General features: G+C 69.4%; 17 protein-coding genes and 1 riboswitch. Of the genes, 10 read left to right on the plus strand and 7 right to left on the minus strand.

What is annotated here, in order from left to right:
* From VGS97_RS02095 to VGS97_RS02110, 4 genes are all read right to left on the minus strand, one after another.
* Positions 1-1,389, minus strand: a 1,389-nt coding sequence (locus VGS97_RS02095; RefSeq protein ID WP_326851433.1) for a glycoside hydrolase family 3 protein, incomplete at its 3' end; no start/stop codon positions are given.
* A 204-nt stretch (positions 1,390-1,593) separates the two neighbouring features.
* Positions 1,594-2,934: a condensation domain-containing protein gene (locus tag VGS97_RS02100; protein ID WP_326851434.1), complete on the minus strand. Its 1,341-nt coding sequence runs from the start codon at positions 2,932-2,934 to the stop codon at positions 1,594-1,596.
* A 141-nt stretch (positions 2,935-3,075) separates the two neighbouring features.
* Positions 3,076-4,017 carry an MBL fold metallo-hydrolase gene (locus VGS97_RS02105; RefSeq protein WP_326851435.1) on the minus strand — a complete coding sequence of 314 codons (942 nt, stop codon included), beginning with the start codon at positions 4,015-4,017 and terminating at the stop codon, positions 3,076-3,078.
* Positions 4,018-4,193: 176 nt separating this feature from the next.
* Positions 4,194-5,048 carry a hypothetical protein gene (locus VGS97_RS02110; protein WP_326851436.1) on the minus strand — a complete coding sequence of 285 codons (855 nt, stop codon included), beginning with the start codon at positions 5,046-5,048 and terminating at the stop codon, positions 4,194-4,196.
* Positions 5,049-5,063: 15 nt separating this feature from the next.
* A riboswitch (cyclic di-AMP (ydaO/yuaA leader) is annotated at positions 5,064-5,263 on the minus strand.
* A gap of 320 nt (positions 5,264-5,583) precedes the next feature.
* Here VGS97_RS02110 and VGS97_RS02115 point away from each other — a divergent pair.
* Both VGS97_RS02115 and VGS97_RS02120 read left to right on the plus strand, forming a co-directional pair.
* On the plus strand, positions 5,584-6,963 hold the full coding sequence (locus VGS97_RS02115; protein ID WP_326851437.1) for a condensation domain-containing protein: 1,380 nt from the start codon (positions 5,584-5,586) through the stop codon (positions 6,961-6,963).
* A gap of 351 nt (positions 6,964-7,314) precedes the next feature.
* A complete protein-coding gene (locus VGS97_RS02120; RefSeq protein ID WP_326851438.1) occupies positions 7,315-8,553 on the plus strand; it encodes a chitinase in 1,239 nt (412 codons plus the stop codon).
* A 191-nt stretch (positions 8,554-8,744) separates the two neighbouring features.
* Here the strand turns inward: VGS97_RS02120 and VGS97_RS02125 are convergent, their stop codons facing one another.
* Positions 8,745-9,941 carry an endo-1,4-beta-xylanase gene (locus VGS97_RS02125; protein ID WP_326851439.1) on the minus strand — a complete coding sequence of 399 codons (1,197 nt, stop codon included), beginning with the start codon at positions 9,939-9,941 and terminating at the stop codon, positions 8,745-8,747.
* Between the two features lie 347 nt (positions 9,942-10,288).
* The gene (locus VGS97_RS02130; protein WP_326851440.1) at positions 10,289-11,788 is read right to left on the minus strand and encodes an alkaline phosphatase family protein; all 1,500 of its coding nucleotides are present in this window, start codon (positions 11,786-11,788) and stop codon (positions 10,289-10,291) included.
* A 170-nt stretch (positions 11,789-11,958) separates the two neighbouring features.
* Between VGS97_RS02130 and VGS97_RS02135 the strand changes: the two genes are divergently transcribed.
* From VGS97_RS02135 to VGS97_RS02145, 3 genes are all read left to right on the plus strand, one after another.
* On the plus strand, positions 11,959-12,519 hold the full coding sequence (locus VGS97_RS02135; protein WP_326851441.1) for a GNAT family N-acetyltransferase: 561 nt from the start codon (positions 11,959-11,961) through the stop codon (positions 12,517-12,519).
* A gap of 111 nt (positions 12,520-12,630) precedes the next feature.
* A complete protein-coding gene (locus VGS97_RS02140; protein WP_326851442.1) occupies positions 12,631-13,179 on the plus strand; it encodes a hypothetical protein in 549 nt (182 codons plus the stop codon).
* A gap of 145 nt (positions 13,180-13,324) precedes the next feature.
* Positions 13,325-16,657: a discoidin domain-containing protein gene (locus VGS97_RS02145; RefSeq protein ID WP_326851443.1), complete on the plus strand. Its 3,333-nt coding sequence runs from the start codon at positions 13,325-13,327 to the stop codon at positions 16,655-16,657.
* A 62-nt stretch (positions 16,658-16,719) separates the two neighbouring features.
* Here the strand turns inward: VGS97_RS02145 and VGS97_RS02150 are convergent, their stop codons facing one another.
* Positions 16,720-18,087, minus strand: a complete 1,368-nt coding sequence (locus VGS97_RS02150) for a DUF6271 family protein (RefSeq protein ID WP_326851444.1) — start codon at positions 18,085-18,087, stop codon at positions 16,720-16,722.
* A 239-nt stretch (positions 18,088-18,326) separates the two neighbouring features.
* Here VGS97_RS02150 and VGS97_RS02155 point away from each other — a divergent pair, with 239 nt between their 5' ends.
* The 5 genes from VGS97_RS02155 to VGS97_RS02175 all read left to right on the plus strand — a co-directional run bounded on the left by VGS97_RS02155 (position 18,327) and on the right by VGS97_RS02175 (position 23,874).
* The gene (locus tag VGS97_RS02155) at positions 18,327-19,772 is read left to right on the plus strand and encodes an ABC transporter permease (protein WP_326851445.1); all 1,446 of its coding nucleotides are present in this window, start codon (positions 18,327-18,329) and stop codon (positions 19,770-19,772) included.
* A 38-nt stretch (positions 19,773-19,810) separates the two neighbouring features.
* A complete protein-coding gene (locus tag VGS97_RS02160) occupies positions 19,811-20,548 on the plus strand; it encodes an ABC transporter ATP-binding protein (protein ID WP_326851446.1) in 738 nt (245 codons plus the stop codon).
* Positions 20,549-20,574: 26 nt separating this feature from the next.
* Entirely contained in the window at positions 20,575-21,291 is a 717-nt protein-coding gene (locus VGS97_RS02165; protein ID WP_326851447.1) for a response regulator transcription factor, read from the plus strand.
* A gap of 26 nt (positions 21,292-21,317) precedes the next feature.
* A complete protein-coding gene (locus VGS97_RS02170) occupies positions 21,318-22,994 on the plus strand; it encodes a HAMP domain-containing sensor histidine kinase (RefSeq protein WP_326851448.1) in 1,677 nt (558 codons plus the stop codon).
* A gap of 64 nt (positions 22,995-23,058) precedes the next feature.
* The gene (locus VGS97_RS02175) at positions 23,059-23,874 is read left to right on the plus strand and encodes a PASTA domain-containing protein (protein WP_326851449.1); all 816 of its coding nucleotides are present in this window, start codon (positions 23,059-23,061) and stop codon (positions 23,872-23,874) included.
* The last annotated feature ends 567 nt before the right edge of the window (positions 23,875-24,441 follow it).

Raw genomic sequence — 24,441 nt, forward strand, 5'->3', positions numbered from 1 at the left:
GGTCCCGGACACGTTCGCGTTCTTCAACAGCACCAGCGAGTTGTCCGCCACCTGCGTCGCCAAGGCCTGATGCGCCGGACTCTGAATCACCGACTTCGTGATCGACGTATACGGCACCTGCGACGCCGGATCGAACTCACCGGTCTCCATCCGGATCGTGAACAGGTGCACCAACGCGTCATCGATCACGCCCTGGCTCAGGACCCCGGCATCGATCGCCGCCTGGATGTTCGGGACGGTGTTCTCGTTGCCGCCGCAGTTCACGTCGGTCCCGGCGCGCAGCGAGTACGCCTCGCCGCCGGCCTGGCCGGAGAGTTTCGCCCCGGAGGTCGTGTTGGTCCAGACGGCGTTGTTGCCGCCGCCGTCGGTGCTCCAGCCCGGCGGTGCCCAGGCATGCCCGCTCGGTGGGTTCTGATACGTGGTACCGACCGCACCGCAGTCTGAAGTGACGTACCCGTTGAAGCCGAACGTGCGCTGCGCGATCTGGTTGGCCGTGTACGTGTCCGCCACCGCCGGCGTGCCGTTGATCGCGTTGTACGACGTCATCAGGCCCGCGACATGCGAGTTCTCAATCAGGCTCTGGAACTGCGCCAGGTAGTACTCGCGCAGCGTGGCGTCGTCGACGTTGGAGGACACGCCGGTGCGGTTCTGCTCCACGTTGTTCAGGGCGTAGTGCTTCGCGGTCGCGGCGGCCTTCAGGTAGCCGTTGAGCGGCTGGCCGGACATGTTGTTGCCCTGAAAGCCGTTGACGAACGCCCCGGCCATCTGCCCGACCAGGTACGGATCCTCACCGAACGCCTCATCCGTACGACCCCAGCGCGGATCACGATCCAGATTCACCGTCGGCGCCCAGAACGTCAACGAGCCATAGTCGCTGGACGACGGGCCGAGGTTGTTCTGCCCGGTACCGAACAACGACTTGTCCAAGAACCCACGCGCCTCATCCGAGATCGCAGTGGTCTCCTGATACACCAGACCCGGATCCCACGACATCGTGGACGCGAAGTTCGTCGGGAAGCTGGTCGCGACCGGCGGGTTCGGGTGGCCGCCGCTGTTCTGGTCGGCGCCCAGATAGTTGACGCCGTGCTGGGCTTCGGCCTGATACGTGTACTGCTGCACGCCGAGCCGCGGGATCGCCGGAGCACTCGTCGTGCTCAGCTGCGCGACCTTCTCCGCGAGCGTCATCCGGGAGACCAGGTCCGCGGCGCGCTGCTCGAAGGTGTAGCTGGTGTTCAGATAGATCGGCGCGCTGCTCGCGGCCGGCACGGCGTCGGTCAACCGGGTCGTGCCGGTGGGGACCGCGTGCGTTGCCGCAAAGGCGCTGAGCAGTGCGACCGCGCACGTGGCGCCGAGCAGTGCGCGGCGGCGCGGTGTTCGTCGTTCAACCATCGTGACTCCGAAGTGTGGGTGATCGGATGAAAAGCCCTCACGATGTTGCGTCGCCGTGAAATATAAGTCAAGATTCGATGTCGATCCAACACGCTTCTGATCAATTGAACCGCACTTGAGCTGGAGTTATGTGAGAGTACCCACTCGGACACGCTGACGGTCGACCGACGAGTGCTCGGCCGCGCTTAACCGATACATCGGATCTTAGGTGGTCGCCGCACGAATGAGTACGGCCTCGAACTCGCGCGCACAGCGCTCAAGTCCGGCCGGGCCGAGGAAGCGGGAGTCAGCGCAGATGAGGAAGTCGAGCGCGTCCGGGGAGTCGTTGATGTGCAGGAAGAACTCGTTGTCCTGCGTGCCGAGTCGGCCGCGCCAGCTCGACGAGGTCCCGGGAAGCAGACGACTGATCTCCTCGGGGTCCGCCACGCGGTTCGTCTCCGAAGTCCCGGGAACGCGCCGGTCGTTGTAGAAGCAGGACAGGTCCACCCGCTCGCCGCGTTCCCGCTCGACCCGCTCCAGCATGCGGTCACACTCGTCCGGGTCGAGGTAGCTGGACACGCCGGCTTGCAGCGAGGCCCGCCGCGCCTGGGCCAAGACCTGTTCGAAGCTGCGGCCCTCGACCTCGAACAGGCAGGGCGCGCGCTGGGCCAGCTGCATGACCGCGTTGGCCAGCCCGGGGCGGAAGCGGTTGTTCACCACGCTGAGCAGCACGACCGGGCTGATCCCGGTCACCCGGCCGAGCGCGACCGCGCACGCGGCGAGCAGTACCGGTCCGGTGTCGGTACCGCGGCGCGCCGCGATCGACCGGGTCGCCAGCAGCCCGGCAGGCGAGCGGTAGCACAGCTCGCGGTACGGCGGGTCCTGCGGATCCGCCACCGTGGACTGACGACACGGCACGGCGCGGGCGATGGCCTCCCAATGGCGCAGGGCCGCCTCACGCTGGCGGCGTGCCGCAGCAGTACTCTGACGCGCGGCCAACTCCAGCGGCTGCAACGCGGTGACCGGCGGCGCGTCCCCGGTCACCGGATCCATGGTGGCCAGGTCGCTCAGCAGCGCGGCCAGGCCCATCCCGTCGATCATCAGGTGGTTGTAGACGAAGACCGCGTACCTGAGCACCCCGCTGCGACGGACGACGGCGACGCGCACCGGCCACTCGTGCTCTTCGTCGAAGTCGGTCTGCCCGTAACGGCTGTTCACCGCGTCGGCCAGCGTCCTGGGATCTTCGTCCTCTTCCTCGGAAGCGTCGTAGAGTTCGATCACGAGCTCACCCGACGCCGAGAGAACCTGCTTGGCGCCGCCACGAGAGTCGCGCACGAGCCGGGTGCGCAGAGACTGGTGGCGGCGCATGAGGAACCGCACGCGCAGTACGACGTCGTCGACGGTCCAGCTCTCCGGCAGCGGTGTGACGCCGCCGAGGAAGATCGAGTGCCCGGAGAGGCGGACCGCGCGCAGGATCTCACGCTGGCCCCAGGTCAGCTCGCCGATTCCCGAGCCTTCGCCGCTGAACGGTACGGAAATCGTCGCGGGCACGCTTGTTCCGGGCATACCGCCTCCAGGCCGGGACCGCAGAACCATGATTCACTGATCGGTACGGGACGTGCGCCGGCGGACACGTTGCACTATGACGGCACGCTCGAAATGCGGCAAGACCGCGTCAGAAAAAGCCTGCGCCGAAGCAGATCCCCGTCAGGGCGAGCCTTCGCAGAACCCGGCGAAGGGATCGGCCGGCCGCCACGGCACCGGGATCGCCACCTCGACGCCGTCCGCAGCCGCGCGATCCAGCAGGAACCGCATCGTGGCGCCGAAGTCGTCGGCGAAGTAACGCAGCGGCCGCACCGGCCGGTCGAGTGAGCGGAAGAAGTCGTCCCAGTGCACGGGCACCACACGACGCGCCCCGGTTGTGACGACGACCTCGTTCCAGTACGCGTCACGGAAGGCGGCAGTGGCCTTGCCCAGTTCGCCGACGCCGAGGTAGACCACGTCGGCGTGCTGCCCGCGCAGCGCGCCGGGCACGTAGTTCGCACTCGCGTGGATCAGAAGGCTGTGAGCACCGCCGCCGGTCTCGACGAGGATCGAGTAACAGGAACCGGTAGCCCACGAAGACGGTCGCGCGGGCGGGACCAGCGGCGCGTCGACGCGCCCCGGGAAGCGGTCCCCGTGACTGTGTACGGACTCGATCAGCGTCGCGGTGAACGTGCCGAAGGCGAGCGGGCTGTTCGTCTCCGGCACCAGGATGCGGTCTTCGGGCAGGCCCTGCCCCCGGCCTATGTTCGCAGTGGACGCAGAGCCGACCAGCAAAGCCCCGGTCTGCGCGCACACCGCCGGAGCGTCGAGTGCGTGGTCGTAGTGCGAGTGTGCGCAGATGACGGCGGCCAGCCGGGAGACGCCTGCCCGCCGCAGGCACTCGGCGACGGTCCGCGTCCGCGGCGCGATCTTCGCGGTCAGCACGCGCAGCAGGCCGGGCCTGGTGAAGAAGCCGTCGATCATCAGGGCAGTGGCGCCGTCGTCGACGAGCAGCGTGGAGACGCCGAGCCAGGTCACCCGGGCCGCCCCGGACCGCGGTGGCGCGGAAGGCTGCCGGTAGGCGTCATAGGGCGACAGGCCCGGCCGAGCAAACGGGCGCTTCATCGGTGGTCGGCCCTCCGCAGCTTTCTGAGACGCATGACGAGCGTTTGCATTGTTCCCGCTTCGTCCACGCTCATCACTTCCGCCACGGTGGCGCTCCGGCCCGCGTCCGTAGACGAGACGCGGGCCGTGAGCAGAGCCGCCCGGCCCGGCGCTGGCGCCGGGGCGACAGGGAGCTGTCAGCCTCCTGCGGCGATCTGCGCCACCATGCGCGCCGCCTGGTCCTCCCAGCGCGCGTACGCGGTGGGGTAGCCGGAACGCTGGGTGGCCTGCGCGGCCTGCCACAGCGGCATCGAGCCGTAGGCCGGCGCGTACTGCGTCAGGGCGCTGAGGAAGGCCCCGGTGGCGTAGGCGGGATCGGTCAGCTGGCTCGCGCTGCCCCACCCCATCGAAGGACGCTGCTGGAACAGGCCGAGCGAGTCGGCGTCGACGGCGACGGTCAGGTTGCGCAGCGTGGACTCCTGCAACGCGGTGGCGATGGCGATAACCGCGGCGTACGGGAACATGCCGCGCCGTTGGGCGACCCGAACGATCGTCTTCGCGTTCTGCCACTGCTCAGGGCTCGCGACGAAATACTCCTGGTAGCCGTACAGGCCGGCCGGCTCAAGCTGCGCGGCGGTGACACCCGCGTACGGATCGGCCGGCTTGGCGACGGCCGCCCTGACCGCGGGCTTCGGCGCAGACGCAGCGGCACGCGCAGCCGCTGGCGCGCTCGCCAGAGCCTTGGGCGCAGCCGGCTTGGGCACCGGAGGTTTGGACATCGGGGGCTTGGCGGCGAGCGACGCCGGTGCGGCCGGGCGCTTGGCGGGGGTAGCCGACCTCGCGGCGACGAACTTCGCCACCAGCGCGTCCGGCGCCGACTCGGCATACGCGGCGTTGGCCGATGTCGCCGATGCGGCGGCGGTTGAACTCACCGCGCCCGCAGTCACGAGGCTGAGCGGCCCCGCGAGCATCGCGACGGCGGCGCCAGCGCCGGCCATGCTGCGCCGACTCGGGATGTACTTCTTGGCATGCGAGAAAGGGAGCTTGATCACGCCCACGGCAGGTGTCGCCTCTCCTTGCGCCGCCTACCGGGTTAGCTGACGGGTTCGGGCGCAAGGAATTCGCCCTACAGTGCACGTGGGAGCGGCGACGGCTACCAACCGTCAAATACCGGTCACATTGAGCACCGATTCACCCCGAGGGACTCATGGGTCCCCGGCTCCGCTGCCGCCTTGGGGCGGGTACGCGGACTCGGCGGGTGTGCCGGTGCGACTGTTCCGTCAGCGAGTGGCCGGACACACGATCAGTGACAGTACCTGACCGACCCGCCGTTTGTCACGATGAGTGAGTATCAAGCGGTAGTTACAGCCGATTCTTCGACCGAGGGCGAATATCCAGTCACGGTACGTATAAGTTTCGACGTCCGATTCGCGCCCGAGTGACCGATCAGTAACGGAACGAAGCCGCGTGGTGGCATCCGTAGTTTCGCCGAGGACGGTCCGCAGCACTCGACACGCCGCTACACTTTCGCACGGTTCTTACGTTCTTACCGGACATAACCGTAATGGCACCCGTCGGAGGCTGGCGATGACCAGGGCACGGGAACAGATCATGGTCGCGTTCGAAGGCGACGGCGCGGGCGAGGGCGAGCTCTCGTGGGGCCAGAAGGAGAACTGGGCGACGATAACCGCCCTGGCCAGCTGGCTACCACTCGGCGGCGTGACGGCACTGCCCGAGGGGATGACTGTCGAGACAATCCTCGGCACTCTGCGTTACGCAATGAGCCGCTACCCGTCGCTGCGCACCCGTCTGCGCCTCGACGCGGATCGGCCGATTCAGGTCGTGCACGCCTCCGGACAGCTTCCGCTGGACGTCGTCGACGCGGGCGACGACGATCCGGCCGAGGTCGCCGAGGCGGTGTGCAAGCGGTACCGCGACACAGGGCTCGACTTCACCGCCGAGTGGCCGGTGCGGATGGCGACGATCCTGCACCGGGGACGGCCGACGCACATGGCGGCGATGATCAGCCATCTGGCCGCCGACGCCGCCGGGCTCGGCGTGATGCTGCGCGAGATGGCGGCTCAGGACGCTGCGCCGGTCGACGGCCTGGCACCGCTTTCGCAGGCACAGTGGCAGCGATCGCCGGCCGGGCGACGGCACGGCGCCGCCGCGATGCGCTACTGGGAGGAGGTGTTCCGCTCCATCGATCCGGACCGGTTCCACAATCCCGGCGCCGCGGACCAGCCGCGCTACTGGCACGGCGAGTTCGACAGCTGGGCGCTGCTGCCCCCGGTGCGCGAACTCGCCGCCGCGAGCGGATCGGGCACGTCCACCGTCCTCATGACGCTCCTCGCGGTCGGGTTGCACCAGGTCAACGGGATCAACCCGGTGGTGATCCGGCCGATCGTGGGCAATCGCTTCCGCCCGGGGCTCGCCGATGTCGTGTGCACCGTCGCGCAGGCCGGGATATGCGTGCTCGACGTCGCCGACGTGCCGTTCGGCGAGGCGTTGCAACGCGTGCAGCGGTCCGTGATGAAGGGGTATAAGTACGCGTACTTCGACCACGAGGACATGGTCGCGCTGCGGACTCACGTCGAACGGGAGCGCGGCGTCGAACTCGACACCGGCCTGTTCATCAACGACCGGCACGACGTCAGCGCGGCGGCGCGCGCCGTCCAGTCCGCGGGCGCGCCTCCGCGGGATTCGGCCGACGGTCCGCCGCCGAGCGCGTTGCGGTGGTTGCGTGGTCACGACGATCCGCCGCACGACAAACTGTTCGTCGAGGTCGACGACATCCCCGGCGGCTTGCGGATCTCGTTCCACGTCGATTCCGCCGCCATCTCGCGAGCCGACGCGGAGAAGATGGTGCGCCGCATGGACGAGATCGCGACCGCAGCCGCAGCGGAGTTGGCCCCTGCGTCATCCGGCACTGTTTCGTCGAGCACTGCGCAGCCCGATCCCGTGTAGCCGAACCCCTGGCTATCGCGGCGAGGGAGCCCGTCGAGGTCGTGTTCGTGAATCCGTGACATCTGGACGCGCGTGATCTGGGCATGCCGGCCGGCCTGACCGGCACGCCCAGATGTCGTGGTCCGCTGTGTACTCGAACACCACGTACTCAAACCGTGTACTCGAACACGGCGTGCTCGGAGACCGCGCACTCGAACGCCGTGTGGCGAGCTGCTTCGAGCGCCTGGCACATCGTGACGTCTCGATCCTTGACACCGCCACAGGTCTAGTCCATTTTTCTCCTCGGATGCGGCGTCCGGCGCGCGCTGTCTCTTTCCGTTCCTGATATCCGCCCAGAACGAAGGAGCGTTAATGCGCAGATTCAGGGCCGCCCTCGCGGTGGCCGCGTCAGGCGCGATGATCGGCGCGGCCGCGATCGCCGTGTCCGCGACCAGCGCCCAGGCCGCCACGGCGCTGGGCAACAACTGGTACGCCTCGGCGCCGTACGACATGCCCCTGGACAACACCCCGCCCAACCTGAACACCGTCATGGCCGCCACCGGCGAGAAGGCCTTCGAGCTGGCCTTCGTGCTGGCCCAGAACAACAGCTCCTGCGCGCCCGCCTGGGACGGCGGCGGCTCGACGGTCTCCGGCTCCGACGCGGTGGGCAGCCAGATCAGCTCCCTGCGCTCGGCCGGCGGCGACGTGTCGGTGTCCTTCGGCGGCTACAACGGCACGAAGCTGGGCCAGGTCTGCGGCAGCGCCTCGGCGACCGCCTCTGCCGAGCAGCAGGTGATCAACGCCTACGGGCTGCACGCGATCGACCTGGACCTGGAAGAGCCCGAATACGAGAACTCCACGGCCATCGCCAACGAACTCGGCGCCGCGCAGATCCTCCAGCGCAACAACGCCGGGCTCTACATCTCGGTGACCATCCCGGGCACCGCGGCGGGCACCGGCTGGTTCGGCACCCAACTGCTCGACGAGGCCAAGACGCTGGGCTTCACGCCGAACAACTACTCGATCATGCCCTTCGACGGCGGCTTCAGCGGCGCATCCAGCCAGATCAGCGCCCTACAGGCGTTCAACGGAATCCTGACCAGCACCTTCGGCTGGAGCGCGGCGACCGCCTACGCGCACGAGGGCGTCTCGTCGATGAACGGCCGCACCGACTCGGCAGAGTACTTCTACCAGGCCGACTTCCAGAGCGTGCTGAACTTCGCGGAGAGCAACCACCTGGGCCGGTACACGTTCTGGTCGGTGAACCGCGACCGCCAGTGCAACCCGCCGAACAACAACGGCACGCTCTCCGGCAGCTGCTCCAGCGTTCCGCAGAACGACTGGGACTTCACGAAGTACGACGCGCAGTTCGCCGGGGCCACCCCGCCGCAGAGCCCGCCGCCGACCAGCGCCAGCCCCTCGCCGAGCGCCTCGTCCACAGGCGGCGGCACCGGTGGCGGCACGTGCGCCACGGCGTGGAACTCGACGACCGCTTACACGGCCGGGATGCAGGTCTCGTACAACGGCCACAACTGGACCGCGAACCAGTGGAACTACAACGAGGTCCCGGGCGGCGCGTCCGGCGCGTGGAACGACAATGGAGCCTGTTGACACAGTCTGTTGACGGAGCCTGCTGATCGCGGCTGCTCGCCACTTCAGCCGGACATCTGACGCGTAAGCACGACGCGGTGTGCACGTCCCCGTCCCGGGACGTGCACACCGCGGTCTTTGTGGCCGTGCTTACTGAGAACCTGCGCTTACCGAGAACGTGTGCTTATAGGCGACGCCGTGTCGGCCGGTCGTCAGCCCTGGTCGTCGTTGTTGTCGTCGCCCGCGTGCCGCGGGGCGCCGTGCACGGCCAGTTTCAGCTCCGACTGAAGGTCGAAGAAGGTCTGCTTCGGCTGGAGGTTGACGTCGTAGATCGTGCCGTAACCCTCGCCCTTGAAGAAGCCCGGGATCCACGAGTCCGCATCGCCAAAGCCCCAGAAGGTGAACGAGATCACCTCGGGCACCACGAGAGCCGCCTGGAGCATCTGGGTGAAGAAGTACGAGTGCGCGAACGGCCCCAGGTGGTCGGTGGGCACCTGCGTCGTCGGGCCGTCGACGAACGTGCGCACGTCCGCCTCGGTGATGGCCACCTTCAGGCCGAGGTCGGCGAACCGCTGAAGATCGGCCGCCATCTTGGTCGGGAAGCCGTACTGGGTGTCGAGGTGTCCTTGGTCGCCGACGCCGTGGATCGGCACGCCCTGCGCCAGCATCTGCTGTAGCCACGCGTAGACGGCATCGCTCTTGGCGTTCGTGCCGTCCTCGCCCGCGATGTTGTAGTCGTTGTAGAACAGCAGCGCGCCCGGGTCGGCTTGATGCGCCCACCGGAAGGCCTGCGGGATGATGTCCGGCCCGAGGTGCGAGACCCAGAAGTCGTTCGGGTTGATGTGCGACGGGTTACCGTCGACGAAGAACTCGTTGGCGACGTCCCACTGCCAGATCTGGCCGCGGAAACGCGAGACCTCGGTGAAGATGTGCTGCTTGAGTAGGTCCGCCAGCTGGCCGTTGGTGATCGTCCCGTTGGAGACCCCCGTGGTCAGCCAGTTCGGCAACTGGTTGTGCCACATCAGCGTGTGGCCGCGCACCAGCTGGCCGTGCTGCTGCGCGAACGCCACGAGGCGGTCGGCGCCGGACCAGTCGAACACGCCCTGCTGCGGCTCGACCACCTGCCACTTCATCTCGTTGCCCGGGGTGACGACCGAGAACTGGTTCGCCAGGACGTCCGGGTAGCCGGCGGTGTCCAGGTCGAACGGGATGACCGCGGTGCCGATGCGCAGGCCGATCCGCGCCGCCAGCGCGCGCAGCGAATCCGCCGGCACGCCGAGCGCGGCGCCGGCCGCGTCGTCGGCGGGCAGCGCCGACCCGGAGGTCGCGGCGCGCGCGGTAGTGGTGGACAGAGCGGGTATAGCGAGCGCTCCGGCGGCGCCCATCGCGAGGAAACTGCGTCGTTTCATGCGATTGCCTCCTCAGGCCGACATGCCGCTTCGTCCGGCCCGAAATTTTCGGATCCGCGGGCGTAAGGGCGAGGCAAAGGTAAGCGCAGCGCAAATTGACTGTCAACGGTTGAGACCGCTCTCACGACCCGGTTTTTCGACGCCGCGGCACGCTGCGCAGGTGGCGGCACGTGACCCGATTGTCTCGAAAGTTTCGAGCGCCAGCGGCTGTCAAGCGCGCTGAACTGACCACCCGTGCGATACGTGTTGCTCTTGCGCTGTCGCGCTGCTCAACGCGCTCTCGATGATGTTCATGATCTGGGTTCGGATCCGTATCGGACGAGACAGCCGGGCAGGCCTGGAACCGATCAGCCCGACGCGGGCCCCGGCGCGGGATGGGTGGAGAGGATCACCGGCGGTCGCGCGGGTTGGCTGAAGTCGAAGTCCGACATCAGGTCCCCGAGTTGCGGGGCGTTCTCGCGCACGTCGGGGCGGGGGTCGGGCCGTCCGTCGGTGGCAGGGTCGAGACGCTGGCCGTGCAGGAAGAGGTCCTCGATGAACTTGTCGTAGGCGTCGAAGCTGAGGGTCTGGTGGTCGATCGTCCCCTGTTTGGCGTACGGGCTGATCACCAGGCCGGGCACGCGCAGGCCGTAGCCGTTCTGGTCGACGCGGGGCGGGGCGACGTGGTCGTAGAAGCCGCCCCAGTCGTCCCAGGCCAGGAAGATCGCGGTCGAGTTCCAGTCGGGGCTCTTCATCACGGCGTTGATCAGCGTCGTCACGTAGGCTTGTCCCGCCGAGACCCGTCCGGGCGGGTGTTCGCTCACGTCACCCGAGGGCGTGATCCAGGAGACGGCGGGCAGCGAGCCCTGCGCGGCCTGCGCCAGGAAACTGTCGACGGACTGGATGTTGCCCAGCTGTCCGTCGTCCTTGACGGTGTCGAAATAGGGCAGCGGGTTCCAGATGCCGGGCGTCTTCGCGTTCTGCTTGATCGGGGCGCAGCTGACCGAGCCGTCGTCCGCGCAGTCCGGCTCGGTGCCGGTGGCCACGTAGTAGCCCCAGCTCACGCCCTCCTTGTGCAGCAGATAGGTCAGGTCAGTCCAGGCGTAGATCGGGCCGGCGCCGGACTGGTTGCCTGATGAGCCGCGCTTGGCCTTGCCCTTGAAGTCCGGCGGTTGGCCGGGGTTCTGTAGTTCGTTGACGCAGCTCGCCGGGTTGTCGTGCTGCGTACAGCGGGCCGACCACTCGGAGACCATGAACAAGTGCTCGGGCAGCGACCAGGACGCATTGGGCTCGAACATGTGGTCCTGGAGCACGAAGTCCTTCGCGTACGTCCAGTAGTTCGGGATCTCCCGGGCGTCGTGCCAGCCCATCACGTCCGGCACGCCGCTGCCGCCGCAGGCCGGGTTGTTCGGGTCGGCGCAGCCCTTGCGCGACTTCTCCGCCTGCCCGACGAAGCCGTTCATCGCGCCGCCGGCGATGTCGGCGGTGGCGTTGCTCTGGCCGTGCGGGCCGCCGCCGTTGACGTCGTTCGGATCGTGGAACGGCCGGTCGCACCCGCCGCGTGCCGGATCCGGCACGCACACGTTCGCCGGGATGCCGTCCGCGCCGGGGTAGGTCCCGAAGTAGCTGTCGAAGGACCTGTTCTCCTGCATGATCACCACGACGTGCTTGATCTGCGTCGCCCCGGCGGGCAGCCCCGCGACCGGGCCGCCCGCGTACTGCACCGGCGAGGGCGGCGCCGACCGTGGCGAAGCCGCCGGTCCGCCCGCCGGGCTCGTCGTGCACGCCCCTGTCAGCGCGAGCACGCTGAGCACCGCGCACGCGGCCAGTGGTTTGGTCGCTCTGCCGGAAACCGCTCTGCCAGCCATGACCACCACGCTACGCAACGCGATGTAAGGGAAATGTAAGCGGCGAGCAGAAAGATGCGGGCAGGAAGAAGCCGACGGATGATCGGGTATCGTAACCTTCCCTTATGCCGAAGACCGCCAGCCGAACATGTACCGTTTCCGCACCGACTACGGGGTAGAACATGAAGGGCATGTATATAAAAGCTCTGGACGCTTCCACGTGGCCTGACTTCGAGCAGCTGGTCGAGCGACACAACGGGATGTGGGGCGGCTGCTGGTGCATGGGCTTCCACGAGGAGGGCGTGGGCCGTGCCAAGACCGTGGCGCAGAACCGGGCCGAGAAGGAGGCGCGGGTCCTGGAGGGGCGGGCGCATGCCGCCCTCGTCTTCGACGAGGCGGCCTGCGTGGGCTGGTGCCAGTTCGGGTCGCCGGAGGAGCTGCCGCGCATCAAGCACCGCCGCGAGTACGCCAAGGACGCCGCCGCCCTGCCGGACTGGCGGATCACCTGCTTCTTCATCGACAGCAGCTACCGGCACAAGGGCGTCGCCTCCGCCGCCCTCGACGGCGCGCTGCGCGAGATCGCGCGGCTCGGCGGCGGAATCGTGGAGAGCTATCCGGAGGAGAGCGACGGCCGGTCGATCTCGGCGTCCTTCCTCTACAACGGGACGGTATCGATGTTCGAGAGCCGCGGGTTCGCCCGCACCCGCCGCCTCGGCCGCAACCACTGGGTCGTCAGCAAAGTCGTCCACTGAGCATCAGACCCGCTCCCGCAGCAGGCGAATTCGCAACACACAGTGGCGCGGCGATCACGAGCGAGTAACGTACCTCAGCGTGAGCCGCGCCGCACATGGAACCGCGACGAGTTGGTGCGGGCCTGGGGCTTCCCGGAAGGGGTGGACGCCGGGGTGACCGCGAACGCCGCGGTCATGGAGAAGGACCTGTCCGGTGAGCGCGCCCAGCTCGAACCGAGATCGCAGGCGCGGATCCAGCGCCGGTTCAGTGGCGCCGGCGCGGTGGCCGGCAACGGGGACGTGCTCGGCATCGTGGTCACCGTCTGGGAGCCGGCGCGGGACGCCGCCTTCATGGTGACCGTCGCGACGCTCACCAAGTATGCGAGCCCTGTGATCGATCGCTATCTGACCAGCCGCACGTCGCAGGACGCTTCGTTCAGCCTGCCCAAGCCGCAGGCGGCCGAGGTGCTCGGCAGCCGGGTGCGCCGGCGACCAGTCGGCGCTCACACCGCCCCCGCCACCGGCACCGTCGCAGCCACCTGCATCACCATCGCCGCCTGCACCATCCGCCCCGCCGACACCGTCCGAAACGCCAACGAACCCGGCAGTCGTCGAACCCTGAGCTGCAAATCGGACAGGGTGTCTGCAATTTTTTGCAGCTCGTCTTGCAGATGTTTCTAACTTTCACCGTGATTATTGCGGTCAGGTGTCGAAAGTTCTACGCTCCGCTCCAGCGATCGCACCCACCGACATCCTGTTCCGCCATGCCCCAAAGCCGGCGCGCCGTCACGGGTACACCCGTCACCAGTGAAAGGCCCCACACTTGATGTCCATCCCACTTCGCTCCCCAGGCCGCCTGCCCACGGCGGCCGGGCGGCGAGCGCGGCTGACGGCCGCGGCCCTCGCCGCCGCAACCGCGTTCGCCACTCTTCCCGCGGTGCTGGCCGCACCGCCCGCGCTCGCCATGAACGGCCCGGGAACCCCGCCGTACTGGGCCCAGTCCCCGTTCAGCGTGCCGAGCGGCACCGGCGCGAGCGTCCCGTTCACCGAATACGAGGCCGAAAGCGCCTCCACCAACGGCACGGTCATCGGCCCCGACTTCACCCAGGGCGACCTCGCCACCGAGGCCTCCGGCCGCCGGGCGGTGCAGCTGTCCGCGCAGGGCCAGTACGTGCAGTTCACCCTGACGAACTCGGCCAACGCGATCGACGTGCACTACTCCGTCCCGCAGGGCTCCTCGGGGACACTGTCGGTGTACGTCAACAACACCAAGCTGAGTCAGCAGCTTTCGATGACCTCGGCGTACAGCTACATCAGCACCGGAAACATCACCGGCAGCAAGGTGCACAAGCTCTACGACGACGTGCGGATGATGTTCGGCCAGACGTACGCGTCCGGCACCACGGTCAAGCTCCAGGTCGACTCCGGCAACAGCGCGACCCCGTACACCATCGACGTCGCCGACTTCTACAACGCCCCGGCCGCCGCGTCACAGCCCGCCGGCTCGCTCTCGGTGAACAGCTACGGCGCCGACCCGACCGGCGTGAACGACTCTTCCAGCGCGTTCAACAGCGCGATCAGCGCGGCGAACACGGCCAACGTCTCGGTGTGGATCCCGCCGGGCACCTACAAGGTCGGCTCCGCGCTCCAGGTGAATAAGGCCACGATCGTGGGCGCCGGCTACTGGTACTCGCAGATCATGACCAACATGTTCATCCACAACGGCGGCTCGGTGTCCGGCCCGGTGAACCTCAGCGGCTTCGCCATCCTCGGCAACACGGTCGGCCGGCACGACGACAGCACCGCCAACGCGATCGACGGCTCGCTGGGCAGCGGCTGGACGGTCGACGGCCTCTGGATTCAGGACACGAACGTCGGGTTCTGGCTCCAGTACGGCAACAGCAACTGCACCGTGAAGAACAGCGTCGTCGAGTCCACCGACGCGGACGGCCTGAACTTCAACGGCAACGCGACCAACTGCACGGTGACGAACAACTTCCTGCGCAACGACGGCGACGACGGCCTGGCGATCTGGTCGTATCCGAGCGCCGACTCCGGCATCACGTTCAGCAACAACACCATCGTGCAGCCGACGCTGGCCAACGGCATCGCCGACTACGGCGGCTCGAACAACACGATCTCCAACAACGTGGTCGCCGACACCGAGCCGCTCGGCAGCGGCATCGACATCTCCAACGAGGCGTTCCTCCAGCCGTTCACCCCGCTGTCCGGCACGATCACCGTGTCGGGGAACTACCTCATCCGCACCGGCGCGTACAACCCGAACTGGACCCACCCGATGGGCGCCGTCCAGTTCGACGCGTATGACACCTCGTACACGAACGTCACGGTCAACTACAGCGGCGGCGCGATCCTCGACAGCCCGTACGAGGCCTTCGAGTTCGTCGGCGGCGCGGGCACCGGCATGACCGTCACCGGCGTCAACATCAGCAACGTGCAGGTGCAGAACACCGGCACCACCGTGATGCAGGCGGAGACCGGCGGCTCGGCGAGCGTGAGCGGCGTGACCGCCAGCGGCATCGGCGTATCAGGCGCCTACAACGACGGCTACAACAGCGGCGCCTACACGCCCGGCGCGTACACGTTCAACCTCGGCACCGGCGACTCCGGCTGGAGTACGACGCCCGACCTGACCACCTTCCCCGACCCGGTGCAGCCGGGCGCGTTGAAGGCCTCGACGACGAGCCTGTCGTTCGGCAACGTCAACGTCGGCTCCACCAGCGCCGCGCAGGCGGTGACGGTGACCAACCCGGGCACCACCGCCGCCGCGGTCTCCTCGATCAGCGCCACCGCCGGCTTCAGCCAGGCCAACAACTGCGGCGGCTCGATCGCGGCGGGCGGCTCGTGCACGGTCGACGTGAGCTTCGCGCCGACCACCGGCGGCAACCTGACCGGAACGCTGTCGATCGCCAGCAACGCGCCCGGCAGTCCCCTGACGGTCGCGCTGGCCGGCCGCGGCCTGACCGCGACGACCGACCTGGCGCAGGGCCAGCCGGCCACCGCGACCAGCTCCTTCCAGACCTATGTCCCGTCCAACGTGACCGACGGCAACACCAGCACCTACTGGGAGAGCACCGACGGCGCCGGGTACCCGCAGAACATCACGGTCGACCTGGGCTCCACGACGTCGATCGGCTCGCTCACGCTGAACCTGCCGCCGTCCGCCGCGTGGAACACGCGCACTGAGACGCTGTCGGTCCTGGGCAGCACCAACGGCACGAGCTTCACGCAGATCGTCGGCTCGGCCAACTACACCTTCAACCCGGCGGTGGCCAACAACTCGGTCAACGTCGCCCTGCCGTCCGGGACCAGCGCCCGGTACGTCGAGCTGAGCTTCACCGCCAACACCGGCTGGAGCGCGGCGCAGCTGTCCGAGTTCCAGATCTTCTCCGGCGGCGCCACGAACGGCAGTGCCCTGACGGCGTCGCCGTCGAGCCTGTCGTTCGGCAACGTGAACGTCGGGTCGACCAGCGGCGCGCAGACCGTGACGGTCGCCAACCCGGGCGGCACCGCGGCGACGATCTCCTCGGTCTCGGCCGGCGCGCCGTTCACGCAGACCAACACCTGCGGCAGCTCGCTGGCAGCCGGCGCGAGCTGCACGGTCAGCGTCCAGTTCGCGCCCACCGCGGGCGGCGCGGCCAGCGGAACCCTGTCGGTGGCCAGCAACGCCCCCGGCAGCCCACTGACCGTCACGCTCTCCGGGACCGGCGTCGCCACCAACACCAACCTGGCGCTGAACAAGGCCGTCACGGCCAGCGGGTACACGCAGACGTACGTGCCCTCCAACGCCGTGGACGGCAACACGAGCAGCTACTGGGAGAGCACGGACAACGCGTTCCCGCAGTGGTTCCAGGTGGATCTGGGCTCGTCGACGGCGATCAGCAGGATCGTGATGGACCTGCCGCCGTCCACCTCGTGGGGCACCCGCACGCAGACGATCCTCATCCAGGGCAGCACCGACGGCACCAACTACACCACGCTGGTCGCTTCGCAGGGCTACACGTTCAACCCGTCGACCGGCAACACGGCCAGCGTCACGTTCACGTCGAGCTCCGTGCGGTACGTGAAGCTGACCTTCACCGCCAACACCGTCTGGCCCGCCGGCCAGCTCTCCGAACTCCAGATATTCTCCAGCTGATACGGCAGAAGTGACATAGCACCACCCCGGTCGGCGGCGTTCGCGGTTGCGGGCGCCGCCGACTACCGCCTGCGCCCCGGCGCCCCGGGCCGGCCGACCGGACCGATGTCCGTGCTCTTACTCGCCTGTACCAGACCCTGCCAGAGCTCGGTCAGCAGCGCGAAGTCCTCGATGTCCGCCTGCGCCTCGTCGAGCAGCCGGGGACCGCGCTCGGCCAGCAGCACGGCGAATTCGGCGTACCGGCCGCCGAGCCCGCGGTAGCAGCCGTCGATGACGCGCAGGCGCTCGACGTTCTCGGCGCGGTCCAGTCCGGCGCTGAGCCTGGCCAGTTCGGCGACCGCGTCGGGCCGCACGTGGTCCGACGCGTCGAGCAGCGATGAGCCCGCCTCCTCCATCCGCCCGTAGATGAAGTTGAGGTAGAGCATTGACAGCAGGGACTTCGCGAACCGCAACTGATAAGCCGGGAACCCGGCGTCAGTGCGCCGCTCAGTGGTGTAGAAGTTCACGATGTCGCGGTTGTGCAGTACTCCCGGCAGCCCGGCGGACTGGATCAGGTGCATGAGGAAGTAGTCGCTGCCGATGGTGTCGAGCGCGGGCGGCAGCGGTACGCGTTCGTATACCTCATGGTGGAAAGCGACGTTGCACATGCCGACCCGCATCGGGTCGACGACGGTCAGGACCGAGTGATCGCGCACGAAGGGTTCGCTCCCGGCCCCGCGCAGCGACTCCTCGACCAGCGCGCGCCTGCGTTCCGGCGTCCAGTGGCCCGGCGCCCGCAGGCCGACGAGCTCGCGGTAGGCGTCGCGGTCAAGCTCGTGGATCTCGCCGAGGTCGACCGAGAGTTCGCCCACGAAGGAGCCGCCGACCAACGCGACCGGCCGGTGCGCGTACGCCGGGTCGAGCAGCTTCCAGTCGGTTTCGCTCACCTCGTCCACCGCCTCGATCGCGCGCCTGCCGACCGTGGCGAGTTCGTGGTGGATCGGGAAGACCGGGCGGCCGCGCGCCGTCTGGTAACGGCTGTCGGAGTCCCTGCGGTGGATCGACTCGCAGCCCAGCGCGCTCGCGTAGAGGAACGCGCGATTGGTGCAGGCTCCGTAGGAGACGCCGCCAGGCAGCATCAGATCGAGTACGAGGTCTGGCTTCGCGGGGCCGGCGGCGCGGATCACCCGGCGCAGGAAGTCCCGCTGCGCGGCCTCGTCGGCGTGGTGGACGATCACGCGCGGCGAGCGGCTCATCCCGTTGAGCATCGCGGCGTGGACCGCGTACGCGTGCTCGTCCGCCGAGTCGAGAATCAGCAGGTGGACTTCGGCGTCGAAGTGGTCGGCGGCGTGATGCGCCTCGGCGCCGATGGCCGCGATCATCTCCTCGCAGGCCCGGTCCGTCGGCAGGACGAGGCAGATCCGCTGGAGGTCTCGGGTGGGATCGGGCAACGCGGAACTCTTTCATGACCTGCGGCGGATGTGTCAGGGTCCTCGTTCGGCCACGCCTGCGGCCTACCTAAGGTGGACTAGACCACTGGTCCGTGTCAACCCCCTCCAGGAGGAGAAACCGGGGCCGGGGCCCTCATCGTTCTCTCATCCGTTCGACATCGATCCCTCATCGCCCGGCCCGAGCGTCGTTGCGGGCGCCAAGAGGCGCGCCCGAATCCGACGGACGCAAGGGAGTGCCGATGTTCCTCACCTACCTTCTGCGAGAACTGAGACGCCGGTCGCGGCAGGCGCTGGTCGTCGTGGTCGGGCTGGCCTCGGCCATCGGCCTGGTGATCACCGTGACGGCGGCGTCGTCCGGAGTGCGCAGCGCGCAGACGCAGGTACTGCACTCGCTCTACGGCGTCGGCACCGACCTGACCGTCACGCAGAACGCCGCGAACGGCACGGCCGGGCCGCGCGAGTTCAAGCTCAACGGCACGACCGGCGCGGGCAAGACGGCGGCCACGAACACCGACGCCGTGGTGCCGGGGCCGGGACAGGGCACCATGGCCGCCTCGGCGCTCGACCGCATCGCGCATCTGGCCGGAGTGCAGGCGGTGGCGGCGAGCCTGTCAGCCCTCGACATCAAGATCACCGGCCAGCTGAGCGAGTCGCAGGGCACGAGCACCGGCCCGACCATCCAGCGTTTCGACGGCGGCACGCCGCCGACCGCCGGGGCGAGCGTGGGCGTGGCGCCGACGAACCTGCTCGGCGTGGACCCGACGCGGCCGGCGATGGGCCCGCTGTCCACGGTGAGCATCACCGCGGGCCGCAACCTCGCCGCGGCCGACGCGAGCGCGGACGTCGCGGTGGTCGACGCCGGATACGCCTCGCAGCAGAGCCTGAAGGGCGGCTCGAAGCTCACGCTCTCGGGCACCTCGTTCACCGTGGTCGGCATCGCGACCGCCCCGTCCGGCTCGGGCGGCGCGAACGTGTACCTGCCGCTGTCGGGGCTCCAGGCGCTGGCCGCGCAGAAGAACCAGGTCACCACGGTCTACGTGAAGGCCGCGAGCGCGTCGCAGATCGCGCAGGTTCAGGCGGCGATCCAGCAGGCGATGCCGGGCGCCACCGTCACCTCGTCGGCGAGCCTGGCCGGATCGGTCACCGGCTCGCTGGCCAACGCCGCGTCGCTGGCGGACAACCTCGGCAAGTGGCTGGCGATCGCGGTGCTGGCGGCGGCCTTCGCCGTCGCGGTGCTGTTCACCGTCTCGGCGGTCGGCCGCCGGGTGCGGGAGTTCGGCACGCTCAAGGCGCTGGGCTGGACCTCGCCCCGGGTGGTGCGGCAGGTCGCCGGGGAGGCGATCGCGGTCGGGCTGCTCGGCGGGGCGCTGGGGATCGGGCTCGGCTTCGCGGGCGCGGCGATGGTGGCGCACTTCGCGCCGACGCTCACCGCCGCCACCGGCTCGCTGCCCCAGGGCGGCGGAGGCCAGCAGCTCGACGGCGGCCCGGTCACCATCGGCGGTCCAGCTGGCGGGCCGTCCTCGCTCGTGCACAGCGTCTCGGTGCACCTGACCGCGCCGGTGGAGCTCAGGACTCTGCTGCTCGCGGTGCTGCTCGCCGCACTCGGCGCACTGATCGCGGCGGCGTTCGGCGGCTGGCGTGCCGCCTCGCTGCGCCCGGCCGCCGCGCTGCGCAAGATCTCCTGACCAGGTCGGAAGACGCCGGAAGACGAGGACGGACAATCGTGTACGAAATCAAGGATCTGAAGAAGACGTACCGGCGCGGCTCGAAGGCGGTCGAGGCGCTGCGCGGGGTCACCGTGAGCATCGCGGACGGCGACCTGCTGGCCGTGCAGGGGCCGACCGGGCACGGCAAGTCCACGCTGCTGCAACTGCTCGGCGGCCTGGACCGGCCGACCTCCGGCGAGCTGCTGTTCGGGTCGAGGAACCTGGCCCGCGCCGGCGAGCGGGCGCTGACCCGGATCCGCGCCGCGCAGATCGGGTTCGTGTTCCAGACCTTCAACCTGATCCCGACGCTGACCGCGCGCGAGAACGTGGAGGCGGCGCTCGTCCCGCTGCGCGTGCCCGGGTCCGAGCGCCGCCGCCGGGCCGGCGAGGCGCTGGCCGAGGTGGGCCTGGCCGCGCGGGCGGGGCACGTGCCCGGCGAGCTGTCCGGCGGCGAGCAGCAACGCGTCGCGATCGCGCGCGCCCTGGTCAAGCAGCCCAGGGTGATCCTGGCCGACGAGCCGACCGGGAACCTCGACGAGGGCACCCGCGACGAGATCATGGACCTGATCGAGCGGCTGTGGCGGGAGCGCTCGCTGACCGTGGTGATCGTGACGCACGACTCGTCGATCGCCAAGCGGGCTCCCCGGGTGGCGTGGATCCACGAGGGCAAGCTGAGCATGCGCAAAGAAAGCCCGCACTTCTCAGCCTCCTCTCATCCCGGCGAGGCACGTTCGGCGCAGCAGCCCCTCGATTGACGGACGCAGGCCGAAGGGAACCGATCATGACCGCGAGCGCCGGGCGCATCCTGGTCGTCGACGACGAGCCGGTGGTGCGCGAGAACCTGCGGATCGGCCTGGAGTTCGAGGGCTACGCGGTCACCCTGGCCGAGGACGGGGTGGACGCGCTGACGCAGGTCGCGGCGTCCGTCCCGGACCTGGTCGTCATGGACGTGATGATGCCCCGGATGGACGGGCTGACCGCCTGCCGCCGGCTGCGTTCCCGCGATCCGGCGACGCCGATCCTGATGCTCACCGCGCGCAACTCCACCGGCGACCTGGTCGCCGGGCTCGACACCGGCGCGGACGACTACCTGGTCAAGCCGTTCGACTTCGACGCGCTGCTCGCCAGGATCAGGGCGCTCCTGCGCCGGCACGCGCTGCTGGCGCCGGAGGCCGAGCGCCCGCCCGGCGAGCGCTCCCGCCTGTCGTACGCGGACCTGACCATGGACGGGTACACCCACGAGGTCCGGCGGGGCGGGCGCCTGCTGGAGCTCACCCGCACCGAGTACGACCTGCTGGAGACGTTCCTCGAACACCCGCGCCAGGTGCTCGGCCGCGAGCAGCTGATCAAGGCCATCTGGGGCGTGGACTTCAGCCCCGCCTCCAACCCGATCGACGTGTACGTCATGTACCTGCGACGCAAGACCGAATCAGAGGACGAACCAAGGCTCATCCAGACCGTGCGCGGCGTGGGCTACGTGCTGCGCAGCACGCCGTGAACCGCGCGACCACGGCGCTTCGCCGCATGCGCCGCACGCGCGTACGGCGCGGCCTCCCAACGCTCGACAACCTCCCGGTTCTCAATGGTCTTACCCTGCGCGGCCGGCTGCCCCTGCGCACCCGGCTGGCCGCGCTGGTGTGCGGCGCTATCGGGCTCGCCGCGCTCGCCGCGGCGTTCAGCGCCTACCTGCTGGTGCGCGGGCAGCTGAACCAGGAGGTCGACGACCAGCTCGCGGCGCAGGCGACGGCCGTGATGAGGAGCATCCAGATCGGCCAAGTGCCGCTCGACACCGCCGGCGGGGCCGCGGGCACCGGCACCGGGAACGTCGGCATCACCGCCACCGACGGCGGGCCCGTCACGACGACGCAGGGCGGGCAGCTGATCGGCGGGCAGTCCGCAGCGGTCGTCGCGGGCGTCGGGCCGACCCTGGTGAACACGGTGGACTGCGAGCAGGACCCGAGGCCGATCACGAACCCCGCGGCGCGTCCCGAGTTCGGCATCCAGCTGATCGAGTCGACCGGCAGACGATGCGCGACGCCGTTCTACGCCACGCCGGTCACGGCGGCGGACATCGAGGTCGCCCAGGGGCGGCTGAGCAGATCGCTGCGCTCCGGGTACACCGACGACGGCCAGCATGTGCGGGTGCTGACAGTCCCGGCGGGCTCGGGAACCGGCCCGGAAACCGGGGTGGCCGTCAGCTACATCAGGCCCCTGAGCGACGTGGACGCCTCGCTCGGCGCGCTGGAGTGGCGGCTCGGCGCGGTCGCCGTGGCGGGGCTGGCCGCCGCCGTGCTCGCCGGGCTGCTGGTCGCCCGCGCGGCGCTGCGCCCGGTCCGGCGGTTCACCGACGTGGTCGAGCACATCGCGCGCACCGACGACCTCGGCACCCGGGTGGAGGTCGACGGCCGAGACGAGATCGCCCGGCTCGGTGTCTCGTTCAACGACATGACGTCGGCACTGGAGTCCGAAAGGCTGCGCCAGCGCCGGCTCGTCTCCGACGCCGGGCACGAACTGCGCACCCCGCTGACCGGGTTGCGCACGGCGGTGGACCTGCTGGTACGCAGCGAGCGCTCCGGCCGCGAGCTGTCCCCGGCACAGCGGCGCATCCTGCTGGCCAACGCTGACGCCCAGGTCGGCGAGCTCTCCCAACTGGTGGACGACCTGCTGCGGCTCGCGCGCACCCGAGAGACCGACACGCCCGCCCTGGTGCGTACCGCATTCCACGAGGCAGCCGCGCAGGCGGTGTCGCGGGCGCGGCGGCGCGGCCCGGGAGTGGAATTCACCACCGAGATCGAGCCCTGCTACGTGCTCGCGGACCCCGGCGGCTTGGAGCGCGCGATGCTCAACCTGCTGGACAACGCGGTCAAGTTCTCCCCGCCGGGCGGCCGGGTCACCCTGCGCCTGCGCGCCGGCGAGTGCGTGATCGAAGACGAAGGGCCAGGCATCGCGCCCCAGGACCTACCGCGCGTCTTCGACCGCTTCTTCAGGTCGGACTCGGCACGAGCGCTGCCCGGCTCCGGCCTCGGACTCGCGATCGTGGCCCAGTACGCGGCCCGGATCGGCGGCGAGGTAACGCTCGCGGCGCGGGCACCGGACCCGGCGTCGGGGCTGGCCCGCACCGGAACAACCGTGCGGCTGAAGGTGCCGCTGTCCCCCGGCGCCAGCGCTCAGGCGCCTGACCAGCGGCTCACTCGGACGTGAGGGAATGCGTGGGGAACGTGTAAGAAGCCTTCCGCCAATTCAGACGTCAGGTTATCCTGACGCCATGGACAGAGACCGGGGGCCGTGGCAGCACGAGCGACAGGCGTGGTTCCGGCTGGAAGGCTGGTACCGGTACACGCCGCCGCCGGAGCCGGAAGAACTCAGTGACGGGGACCGCGCGTTGCAGGCGCTGGAGGACAGCGGCCTGGTGCGGCGCATGCTCGACCAGGTCGAGTTCGAGGCCGTGCGGACCGCGCGCAGGGAAGGCAGGTCGTGGGCCGAGATCGCCGTCAGGCTCGGTGTGACGCGGCAGTCGGCGTGGGAGCGTTGGCGCGACATCGACGAGTCCGCAAGCACGCAGCCGGGCGCCGAAGCCGGACGCAACGTTCATCAGGGACTTTACCCGGGCGACGCCGCGGCGGCGGCACGGAAAGCGGCCGAGGAAACGGTCAGGAGCAGGACGGCGCAGGGCGGTTCCGCCCCCGAGACGCCGGGCATCGATCGCCGCTCCGCACGAGCGTGGCGCAACCGCTCGACCGTGGTGGTGCCCAACGTCGTCGGCATGCCCGCCGACCGAGCGCGCAAGGTGCTGGAAGACAAGCACCTCGCCGTGACGGGCTCCGACCCGGACGGCCCGCCGCTGGGCGAACTGTCCTGGACGGACGGCGTAGTGACGGACCAGAGCCCCGAGTCCGGCGCGAAGGTGCCGCCGGGCTCGGTGGTACGGCTGTGGATCGAATCCGGCGGCGGTGGCGGATCGGGTGTGCGCGAGCCACGCCGGCCGCTGCCGGACCCGATGTCGGGCCGCCAGATGCGAGACGAGACCACCGGCGACGCGGTGAGCGGAAGCGTGCGGCGGGGCGGGCAAGGACCGGCGTGATGGATGAGCTGACGATCTGATCACATGAACGCGCAGCGGAACGCACGAAGCAGCCGCGGGTAGGCGAGATGCCCAAGCATGCCTCGCCTGCCCGCGGCCTGTTCGCACGGGCAGACCCCGTCGGCATCGCACGGATCGGGACCCGCGTGTTCGTGGTCGAAGTTCGGTCTCTGTTTTGTCGCAGCCCTGCCGCAGGCCGGCCTGGACGCGCAACCCTCGAAGTTCAGTCGGCGCACCGCGGCGCCGCCGACGGCCTATGCCGCAACACCAAACTACACAGGGAGCTGATGAAGGCTCCGGCGGGACGCGGGTACGGACCAGCGCGCCGCAGCGACAGAGCCGAAGGTCGCCGAACCCGTTCCGGCACGCACGGCGCCGACGGCGACCAGCGACCAGCGACGCTGGACGACACCACGCCGAAGCCTTCGAAGCCCCCGGCGAAACCACCGACCGAGCGCGCCACCTCGTCCCGCAGCCTGCGGGACCGATGGCCTGTCCGTCCGGGAGGCTGACGTCAAAGCGCGGTTTCGCGTCCACACGCGGCAATACGGCACGCCGGCCGGGAGC

The organism is Actinocrinis sp. (genome assembly GCF_035946395.1).
GTDB lineage: Bacteria > Actinomycetota > Actinomycetes > Streptomycetales > Catenulisporaceae > Actinocrinis.

Coding starts and splice junctions, on each gene's coding strand:
- VGS97_RS02135 (WP_326851441.1), top strand. CDS start 11,959: ATGTATATAAAAGCTCTGGACGCTTCCACGTGGCCTGACTTCGAGCAG.
- VGS97_RS02170 (WP_326851448.1), top strand. CDS start 21,318: ATGCGCCGCACGCGCGTACGGCGCGGCCTCCCAACGCTCGACAACCTC.
- VGS97_RS02155 (WP_326851445.1), top strand. CDS start 18,327: ATGTTCCTCACCTACCTTCTGCGAGAACTGAGACGCCGGTCGCGGCAG.
- VGS97_RS02175 (WP_326851449.1), top strand. CDS start 23,059: ATGGACAGAGACCGGGGGCCGTGGCAGCACGAGCGACAGGCGTGGTTC.
- VGS97_RS02165 (WP_326851447.1), top strand. CDS start 20,575: ATGACCGCGAGCGCCGGGCGCATCCTGGTCGTCGACGACGAGCCGGTG.
- VGS97_RS02120 (WP_326851438.1), top strand. CDS start 7,315: ATGCGCAGATTCAGGGCCGCCCTCGCGGTGGCCGCGTCAGGCGCGATG.
- VGS97_RS02125 (WP_326851439.1), bottom strand. CDS start 9,941: ATGAAACGACGCAGTTTCCTCGCGATGGGCGCCGCCGGAGCGCTCGCT.
- VGS97_RS02105 (WP_326851435.1), bottom strand. CDS start 4,017: ATGAAGCGCCCGTTTGCTCGGCCGGGCCTGTCGCCCTATGACGCCTAC.
- VGS97_RS02100 (WP_326851434.1), bottom strand. CDS start 2,934: ATGCCCGGAACAAGCGTGCCCGCGACGATTTCCGTACCGTTCAGCGGC.
- VGS97_RS02130 (WP_326851440.1), bottom strand. CDS start 11,788: ATGGCTGGCAGAGCGGTTTCCGGCAGAGCGACCAAACCACTGGCCGCG.
- VGS97_RS02115 (WP_326851437.1), top strand. CDS start 5,584: ATGACCAGGGCACGGGAACAGATCATGGTCGCGTTCGAAGGCGACGGC.
- VGS97_RS02145 (WP_326851443.1), top strand. CDS start 13,325: ATGTCCATCCCACTTCGCTCCCCAGGCCGCCTGCCCACGGCGGCCGGG.